We start from the raw sequence: 8,703 nt of genomic DNA on the forward strand, positions 1-8,703 counted from the left end.
ATGGCCGAGGCTCCTCGGCCAGCGATAAGGTGGTTACTTCGCCTCTGGCCGCATATGTGGAAACAGGATCACATCGCGGATCGAAGGAGCATCTGCCAGTAGCATTACCAAACGATCAATACCAATGCCCTGGCCTGCAGTTGGCGGTAAGCCGTGCTCCAGTGCAGTTACAAAGTCCTCGTCGTAAAACATGGCTTCATCATCACCGGCATCTTTTTGTTTCACCTGCTCAAGAAAGCGCTCAGCCTGATCTTCGGCATCGTTTAATTCGCTAAAACCATTCCCAAGCTCGCGGCCACCAATAAAGAACTCGAAGCGGTCAGTAATCTCCGGGTTATGATCGTTGCGACGTGCCAGTGGAGACACTTCCGCCGGGTATTCGGTAATAAAGGTAGGGTGACGCAGCTTGGTTTCTACCAACTCATCAAACACTTCCATCAGAATACGACCATGGCCATAGTTGGCCTTCACTTCAATGCCCAGGCTTTTCGCCAGCTCAGCGACCGCTTCACGGCTTGCCAACTGCTCTTTGCTCACCGTTGGGTTGTAATGCAAAATAGACTCGGTAACCGACATGCGGGCGAACGGCTTGCCGAAATCGAAGACTTCGCCCTGATACGGTACTTCGGTCGAGCCCAAAACATCCAGTGCCAGACCCCGGAACAACTTTTCCGTTAAGTCCATTAAGTCATTGTAATCAGCATAAGCCCAGTAAAACTCCAACATGGTGAATTCCGGGTTATGGCGGGTCGACACCCCTTCGTTACGGAAGTTACGATTCAGCTCAAATACTTTTTCAAAACCACCAACCACCAGCCTCTTTAAATACAGCTCAGGGGCGATACGCAAAAACATTTGCATATCCAGTGCATTGTGATGCGTTTCAAACGGCCGCGCTGAGGCGCCGCCAGGAATGCCTTGCAACATGGGTGTTTCTACTTCTAAAAAGCCTTCATCGCTGAAAAAGCGACGGATATAGGCCACGGTTTTGCTGCGTACCAGGAAAGTTTTACGCGATTGCTCGTTCGAAATTAAATCCAGATAACGCTGGCGGTAACGGGCTTCATTATCGGTTAAACCGTGGAATTTATCTGGCAGCGGCCGCAGGGCCTTGGTCAACAGGCGGATATCCGTCAGCCACACGGTTAATTCACCGGTTTGGGTTTTAAATAAGTGGCCGCTGGCACCGATGATATCGCCCAGATCCCACTTTTTAAATTGCTCGTTGTACACACCCTCCGGCAAGCTGTCCCGGGCGACATAGAGTTGGATTTTGCCACCCATATCAGCAATGGTGGTAAAACTGGCCTTGCCCATGATACGGCGGGTCATGATACGACCACCCAGGCTAACGGTGATTTTCTGTTCTTCCAGCGCTTCCTTGCTCAGGTGCCCGTAGGTGGCAATCACATCGCTGGAAATACTGTCGCGCCGAAAATCGTTCGGGAATAGAAAACCGTCTTCGCGCAATGCCGCTAATTTATGTTTTCGCTCAGCAATCAGCTTGTTAACGTCCTGAATTTCGTTATCTTGATTCTGCTGTTCGGCCATTTTCGATTCCTGAGTCATGTAAGTAATAGCGTGATTGAACTTATAAGCCGGCTTTTAAGCTGGCTTCGATAAATTTATCCAGATTGCCGTCCAGCACCGCCTGAGTATTGCGGGTCTCAACGCCGGTACGTAAATCTTTGATGCGGGAGTCGTCCAGCACATAGGAGCGGATCTGGCTGCCCCAGCCGATATCAGACTTGCTGTCTTCCAGTGCTTGCTTCTCGGCATTTTGTTTTTGCAGCTCCAGCTCGTACAGCTTGGCGCGCAATTGCTTGAAGGCATTATCACGGTTTTTGTGCTGCGAGCGATCACTTTGGCACTGCACGACTGTGTTGGTCGGTAAGTGGGTGATCCGAATGGCCGAGTCGGTACGGTTCACGTGCTGGCCACCGGCACCTGAGGCTCGGTAGGTATCAATGCGCAAATCAGCCGGATTGATTTCAATCTCGATATCATCATCAATTTCCGGCGCCACAAACACCGAAGCAAAGGAAGTATGACGACGATTGCCAGAATCAAACGGGCTTTTACGAACCAGCCGGTGCACACCGGTTTCAGTGCGCAGCCAGCCGTAAGCGTATTCACCGCTGAACTTGATGGTACAGCCCTTAATACCTGCCACATCACCATCGGTGACTTCGTACAGTTCCGGATTAAAGCCTTTGTCTTCGCCCCAGCGCAGGTACATCCGCATCAACATGCTGGCCCAGTCCTGAGCCTCGGTGCCCCCCGAGCCCGACTGAATATCCAGATAGCAGTCGGATGCATCGTGCTTACCAGAGAACATACGGCGAAACTCCAGCAACTCAAGCTGTTGTATCAAATCGGCCAGCTCTGTCTTGGCTTCTTCAAAGGTGTCTTCATCGTCGGCTTCCACCGCCAGCTCTACCAAGCCCGCCACATCCTGCACGCCTTGCTCCAGCTTCTGGATGGTACTGACCACTTGTTCCAGTGCTGAGCGTTCTTTGCCAAGCGCCTGCGCTTTTTCCGGCTCATTCCAGATGGCAGGATCTTCCAGTTCGCGGCTTACTTCCTCCAGGCGTTCTTGCTTGGTATCGTAGTCAAAGATACCCCCGAAGCACAGCGGTGCGCTCGGTAACGTCTTTGATACTCTGATGGACGGGGTTGACTTCAAACATGGGCACTGAACCTTGCTACGGCAACAAAAAATTGGCGTGGATTGTAGCAAATTTCCACGCCAAGGGCAGTAGTTTTCGCCGTTTATACGGCCATCATATGCCGTACCAGCAATTGCAGGTTTTGTTGCTGGCGAAATTCGTTCACATCCAGCTGATACGCCAGCCGAACCTGTTGCACATTCACATCCGGCCAGCTGCTACGATCAGCATTAAACCAGATGGCATCCAGCAACTGACCAGAGCGATGTTGCAGCATCAGTTTTAAGTGTTTATCGGCCAGTACTTTTTGCTGCAGCAGGCGAAACTCACCCTCAAACACCGGCTCCGGAAAGGCTTGCCCCCAGGGGCCAGCCTGTTGCAGCAGCTCGGCAAAATCGAGCGCCAGGCAGTCCTGCGGCAACTCACCGTCGGTCAGCAGCTCCGCCAGCAAAAGTTCATCGCTGACCCAACGGCTCGCTACATAGTTAAGTGCCAGTTGAAAGGTTTCCAGCCGGTCAGCATCGATAGTTAAACCCGCTGCCATAGCATGGCCACCAAACTTTTTCAGCAAACCAGGATACTGGCTGGCGATGGCTTCAAGCATATCGCGGATATGCAAGCCGGGAATGGAGCGGGCCGATCCCTTCAACTCGCCGGCATCGCCCTCAGCAAACACAATGACGGGCCGGTGGTACTGCTCTTTGATGCGGCCAGCTAAAATCCCAATCACTCCCTGGTGCCAGTCGGCCTGATACAGGCACAAACAGGCAGGCAGCTCAGCTTGCTGCAAGGACAACTGACGCAAAAATTGCTGCGCTTCCAGCTGCATGCTCTGCTCGATGGCCCGTCGCTCCACATTCAGCTCATCCAACCTCGCGGCCAGCTCACGGCCAATCCCAAGCTCTGGTGCCAGTAGGCAGCTGATGCCAAGCGACATATCATCCAGCCGGCCAGCAGCATTGAGCCGTGGTGCCAGAGCAAAACCAAAATCACTGGCAGTCAGTCGGCTGGCCGTGCGATTGGCTACATCCATCAGCGCCTGAATACCAGGCCGGCAACGACCAGAACGAATGCGCTGCAGCCCCTGATGCACCAAGATGCGGTTATTACTATCCAGCGGCACGACATCAGCAACTGTCCCAAGCGCGACTAGGTCGAGCAGCTCGGCTAAATTGGGCTCTGGCAGGTTTTTTTCTTCAAAGTAATGCTGCTCGCGTAAACACGCACGTAAAGCCAGTAGCAAGTAAAAAGCAACTCCAACACCGGCCAAGGCTTTGCTTGGAAAGTCACAGCCGGGCTGGTTTGGATTCACAATAGCATCAGCAGCGGGCAACTCGTTGCCTGCCAGATGGTGATCGGTCACCAGCACCTTGACCCCAGCGGCTTTCGCAAACGCCACACCATCCAGCGCCGAGATACCATTATCCACGGTAATGATCAACTCAGCCCCCTGTGCCACCGCAAGCTCGGCGATTTCCGGACTTAAGCCATAGCCGTACTCAAAACGATTGGGTACCAGGTACTCCAGGTATTTAAAACCAAAAGCTTTCAGGCCAGCCATCAACACCGCGGTACTGGTGGCGCCATCGGCATCAAAATCACCGACGATCACAATGTGCTGTTGGCATTGCAGCGCTTCGATCAGTAATTCAGTGGCTTCTGGCATGCCCTTTAATTGCTGCCAGGGCAGTAAATCGGCCGCAGTACGACTGAGCTCTTGCACATTCCGCACACCACGGCTTAAGTACAAACGCTGCAATACCGGGTGCAAATTACCGGTTAAGGTACCGGCTGGTACCGTACGCTGACGCAGTTGTTTCGCTATCATCTTAGTTAGTCAGCTGTTGAACCAAGTTTGCGACTGGCTGATAGCCAGGGATCATCTGACCACTCGGCAATACAATAGCCGGGGTACCGGTCACACCAAAGGCTTGCCCTACTTGGTAGTGATTCGCAACCGGGTTACGGCACTCAATGGCACTCACTGAGCGGCCAGCTTTGGCCCTGTCCATGGCACTGTTTTTATCGCGCGAACACCAGATAGCTTCCAGCTCTTTAGCCGTATCCGACCCTTGGCCACCGCGAGGGAAAGCCAGGTAACGCACTGTGATGCCTGCTTTGTTGTAATCGGCAATTTCCTGGTGCAACCGGCGGCAATAGCCACAGCTCGGATCGGTAAATACCGTAACCACATGGCGTTCATCGTTGGCTTTGTACTCAATGTAATCGCTATGCTGCTCCAGTTGCCGTTGACGGAATGGCCGCATTTGCTGCTCATTCACCAATTGACGGTTTTGAATATCAAAGACGTTGCCTTCAAAAAAGAAGTTACCGTCGTTGCTGACAAAAAACAGCCCACGATTGGTAAATACCTGCACCAATCCATCCACTGGTGATGACGACATCGAATCGACCTGCAAGCCAAGCTGGGTCAACTGACGGCTGATGTTGGCTTCATCATAAGCAGGGGTCGCTTCTGCCAGCGCCGCACTACTCCACAAGCCAAGTGCAGCAAGTAAGATTGAAAATCGAAGCATGATGGTTCCTATACTCTCAAGTTAATCCCGGTGCTGTATATTAACCCCGAGGGTGATGTTGTTGATGCAAGTCCTTCAACCGGGCCTGCGCTATATGGGTATAGATCTGGGTGGTTGATAAATCGCTGTGCCCGAGTAACATCTGTACGACCCGTAAATCAGCACCATGATTCAGCAAGTGCGTGGCAAAAGCATGGCGCAACGTATGCGGTGACAACGGGTTTTGAATGCCCGCTACCTTAGCGTAAAACTTAATCCGATGCCAGAAAGTCTGGCGTGTCATTAACTGGCCACGGCTGCTTGGGAATAACACCTCTGTCGGCTGATTTAGCAAGTCGGGCCTGGCTTCAGCTACATAACGCTGCAACCAATCCATTGCTTCCTCGCCAATCGGCACCAGCCGCTCTTTTCGGCCTTTGCCCTGCACCAGCAAAACCCCCTGGCGTAAATTCAGTTGCCGCAGGGTCAGCCCCACCAATTCGCTGACACGAAGCCCGGCGGCATAGAGCACTTCTAACATAGCTTTATCACGCAGTCCTATGGTTGCAGTCAGATCGGGCGCTGCCAGTAAGGCTTCGACTTCAGCCTCTGACAAGCTTTTCGGCAGGCTCAGTCCCAGCTTGGGGTTCAGGGTTTGACTGAGCGGATGATCGGTACGCTGGCCACTGTGCTGCAGCCAGCTGTAAAATCGCCGTAAGGCACTTAATAAGCGCGAGGTGCTGCGTGCGCTGTATTGTTTATCCTGACGATGCGCCAGATAAAACTCAATCTGCTCTGGCTGCGCCTGCAGCAAGTCTGTCCCCGCCTCATGCTCGGCCAAAAAAACCGTGAACTGACGGATGTCGCTGCTGTATGCACTGAGCGTATGCGCACTGGCGGCCGACTCCAGCCACAACTGCTGTAAAAACTGCTCGATCAAAGGATGCTCTGACTGCGCCACCGCGATTCTGCTCTTGGATGAAGGACTTTATCAACGCTCAGTGTACCGCGAACAGCACCCCAGTTTCCATCCTGACTGCCTGTTTCTGACACAAACCCGCTCAGGTAAGTCTTACCTTGCTTTTGCCTGCGTGCCGCTTTTGCTACACTTGACCCCTGTCTTGCCTGACCCGAGAACCTGACCCATGCAGATTGGTCTTTTTTATGGCTCCACCACCTGCTACACCGAAATGGTGGCGGAAAAAATTCAGCAATTGCTGGGACCTGAGCTGGTCGCATTGCATAACCTGAAAGATACCCCACTGAGCCGGATGCAGGATTACGATATTCTGATCCTGGGCATTTCCACCTGGGACTTTGGTGAGCTGCAGGAAGACTGGGAAGCCTGCTGGGCCGATATCGCCGAGCTGGATCTGAACGACAAAGTCATCGCGCTCTATGGCATGGGCGATCAGATTGGCTACACCGAATGGTTTCAGGATGCGCTTGGCATGCTGCATCAGGCCATCAGCCACAATCGTTGCGATCGCATTGGCCTCTGGCCCAACCAGGGTTATGAATTCGAAGCCTCCAAAGCCTTAACCGACGATAGTCAATGGTTTTATGGCCTGGCTCTGGATGATGAAAACCAGTACGAACTGACCGATGAACGCTTAAAACAGTGGGTCGAGCAATTATTAGCCGAGTTGGAAACGCTGTAATCGCTTGTGTGAAGCCCAGGCTAAAATTTCAGGTAAAAATCTCGTAACAGCTGCCGGTAGGCCCCGGTATAGTGGCCATCGGCTTGCTGAATGCACAAATGACTGTGCTCTGGCACCACCGGTTGCCGACTCAGCTGCACCAAGGCCCGACGCACTGCTTTGTGAGGATTAGGCTGTACCTGGCATAAACGTCGCAACTGCCAGCCACTCATCTCAGCCGCCTGCAACAACAAGGGCAAGCCGTCAGCCGGAATCACCACAGCAAAATCCGCATCCTCGCTGGCCAATTGTGCAGCTTGTTGCATTAACTGTGGCCAGGGCAGGCTAGCACTGTGGCGCGCCAGCTGGCGGGCTGGCTCCCTGGCTGGCAAAGCCTGATGAAAATAAGGTGGATTGCTCAGCAGCAAAGAGTAACGCTCTGCCGGCTGATAGGTTAGAATATCCTGTTCAAGCACCTGAATAGCGTCTGGCCAGGGGCTGGCAGCCACATTGATACGGCTTTGCTGCACCGCACCGGCATCTAGATCCAACGCGGTAATGGGCAGAAGACCCTGACTGCGCTGCGCCAGCATCAGGCTAAGAATGCCACTGCCGCAGCCAATATCCAGCAGGCTGCCGGTGGCAGGAATACGGGCCCAGGCCCCCAGTAAGAGTGCATCGGTGCCTACTTTCATCGCACAGTGCTGATGGCCGATGAAAAACTGTTTACATTGAAAACCTGCTGCCATAATCCCTCCGGGGTGAAGTGTATCTGGCGGCAGTCACCTTGTCATCCGCCCGGCGGTTTTGCGCCAAGAGCGGCTTTACACCATGAGCGGCTTTACACAAGAGAGCAATGCATGCAATTTGATGAGTTTGACCTGGACCCGGCCCTGAACCGGGCGCTGCAAAAATGTGGTTTTAAGCAAGCCACCCAGATCCAGCAAATGGTGCTGCCCTTTGCGCTGGAGGCTCGCGATATTCTGGCTTGTGCACCAACCGGCACCGGCAAAACACTGGCGTTCCTGTTACCGGCAATCCAGTATCTGCTGGACTTTCCGCGCCGCTCGCCCGGCTTTGCCCGGGTGTTGATCATGACGCCTACCCGCGAGCTGGCGTATCAGGTGCATCAGGAAATTCAGAAACTCATCCAGTTTACCGATCTCAATGCTGGAGTGATTACCGGTGGCATCCATTACGACAGCCACACCGATGTGCTGACCAAAAACAACGACTTATTGGTAGCCACACCGGGCCGTTTAACCGAATATCTGGATAAAGAAAAATTCCAGGCCGAGCACATCGAGCTGCTGATCCTGGATGAAGCCGACCGCATGCTGGATATGGGTTTTATTGGCGAAATGAACCGCATTGTGCTGGAAGCAAGACAACGTAAACAAACCATGCTGTTCTCGGCTACGCTGGAAGGTGCCAATCTGGAGCGTTTTGCCGGCCACTCGCTGCACGAGCCGGAACGGATTGAAGCCGAGCCACCACGGCGTGAGCGCGGCAAAATTACCCAGTGGATCCATCTGGCCGATGATGTGAACCACAAGCTTGTGCTGCTGACTCACCTGTTAAAACAGCCTGAAGTGCAAAAAGCCATTGTCTTTGTTAAAACCCGCGAACGCCTGGCGCAACTAACCGGCCAGTTGCAAACTGCCGGTATCCGCAACGCCTGGCTGCAGGGCGAAATGCCGCTGGATAAACGCCAACAGGCTATTTTCCGCTTTCAGCAAGGTCAGGTACCGGTTCTGCTGGCCACCGATGTTGCTGCCCGCGGTCTGGATATCGACGATATCAGCCATGTGATCAACTACGATATGCCGCGCACCGCTGATATCTATGTGCATCGTATTGGCCGCACCGGCCGGGCCG

The 8,703-nt window shown here is 53.4% G+C and carries 8 protein-coding genes; 2 read left to right on the forward strand and 6 right to left on the reverse strand.

Translation table 11 applies throughout. The features are described 5' to 3' along the window. Nucleotides 1–33: 33 nt before the first annotated feature. From lysS to xerD, 5 genes are all read right to left on the reverse strand, one after another. Nucleotides 34–1,551, reverse strand: coding sequence for a lysine--tRNA ligase (gene lysS / locus JJU14_RS15600; RefSeq protein ID WP_228614646.1), 1,518 nt, complete (start codon nucleotides 1,549–1,551; stop codon nucleotides 34–36). Nucleotides 1,552–1,591: 40 nt separating this feature from the next. Then, a protein-coding gene (gene prfB, locus JJU14_RS15605; protein WP_228614647.1) for a peptide chain release factor 2 occupies nucleotides 1,592–2,690 on the reverse strand; the annotation gives its coding sequence in 2 pieces (ribosomal slippage) (nucleotides 1,592–2,614 and nucleotides 2,616–2,690; 1,098 coding nt in all). 82 nt (nucleotides 2,691–2,772) lie between these two features. After that, the gene (recJ, locus tag JJU14_RS15610; protein WP_228614648.1) at nucleotides 2,773–4,497 is read right to left on the reverse strand and encodes a single-stranded-DNA-specific exonuclease RecJ; all 1,725 of its coding nucleotides are present in this window, start codon (nucleotides 4,495–4,497) and stop codon (nucleotides 2,773–2,775) included. Nucleotide 4,498: 1 nt separating this feature from the next. After that, nucleotides 4,499–5,206, reverse strand: coding sequence for a bifunctional protein-disulfide isomerase/oxidoreductase DsbC (gene dsbC / locus JJU14_RS15615; protein WP_228614649.1), 708 nt, complete (start codon nucleotides 5,204–5,206; stop codon nucleotides 4,499–4,501). A gap of 40 nt (nucleotides 5,207–5,246) precedes the next feature. Beyond that, entirely contained in the window at nucleotides 5,247–6,146 is a 900-nt protein-coding gene (xerD, locus tag JJU14_RS15620; protein WP_228614650.1) for a site-specific tyrosine recombinase XerD, read from the reverse strand. 184 nt (nucleotides 6,147–6,330) lie between these two features. Here xerD and fldB point away from each other — a divergent pair, with 184 nt between their 5' ends. Next, nucleotides 6,331–6,846, forward strand: a complete 516-nt coding sequence (gene fldB, locus JJU14_RS15625; RefSeq protein ID WP_228614651.1) for a flavodoxin FldB — start codon at nucleotides 6,331–6,333, stop codon at nucleotides 6,844–6,846. A gap of 20 nt (nucleotides 6,847–6,866) precedes the next feature. Here fldB and JJU14_RS15630 read toward each other — a convergent pair whose 3' ends face one another. After that, nucleotides 6,867–7,574 carry a methyltransferase gene (locus JJU14_RS15630; protein ID WP_228614652.1) on the reverse strand — a complete coding sequence of 236 codons (708 nt, stop codon included), beginning with the start codon at nucleotides 7,572–7,574 and terminating at the stop codon, nucleotides 6,867–6,869. 111 nt (nucleotides 7,575–7,685) lie between these two features. On the opposite strand from JJU14_RS15630, the gene srmB reads away from it, so the two are divergent. Then, nucleotides 7,686–8,703, forward strand: a 1,018-nt coding sequence (srmB, locus tag JJU14_RS15635) for an ATP-dependent RNA helicase SrmB (RefSeq protein ID WP_228614653.1), incomplete at its 3' end; no start/stop codon positions are given.

Origin of the sequence: Alkalimonas sp., assembly GCF_020831925.1 — a bacterium.
Taxonomy (GTDB): Bacteria; Pseudomonadota; Gammaproteobacteria; order Enterobacterales; family Alteromonadaceae; genus Alkalimonas.

Excerpts from the sequence above, each read along its gene's own strand:
- lysS (WP_228614646.1), bottom strand. The coding sequence starts at position 1,551 with ATGGCCGAACAGCAGAATCAAGATAACGAAATTCAGGACGTTAACAAG.
- recJ (WP_228614648.1), bottom strand. The coding sequence starts at position 4,497 with ATGATAGCGAAACAACTGCGTCAGCGTACGGTACCAGCCGGTACCTTA.
- dsbC (WP_228614649.1), bottom strand. The coding sequence starts at position 5,206 with ATGCTTCGATTTTCAATCTTACTTGCTGCACTTGGCTTGTGGAGTAGT.
- fldB (WP_228614651.1), top strand. The coding sequence starts at position 6,331 with ATGCAGATTGGTCTTTTTTATGGCTCCACCACCTGCTACACCGAAATG.
- JJU14_RS15630 (WP_228614652.1), bottom strand. The coding sequence starts at position 7,574 with ATGGCAGCAGGTTTTCAATGTAAACAGTTTTTCATCGGCCATCAGCAC.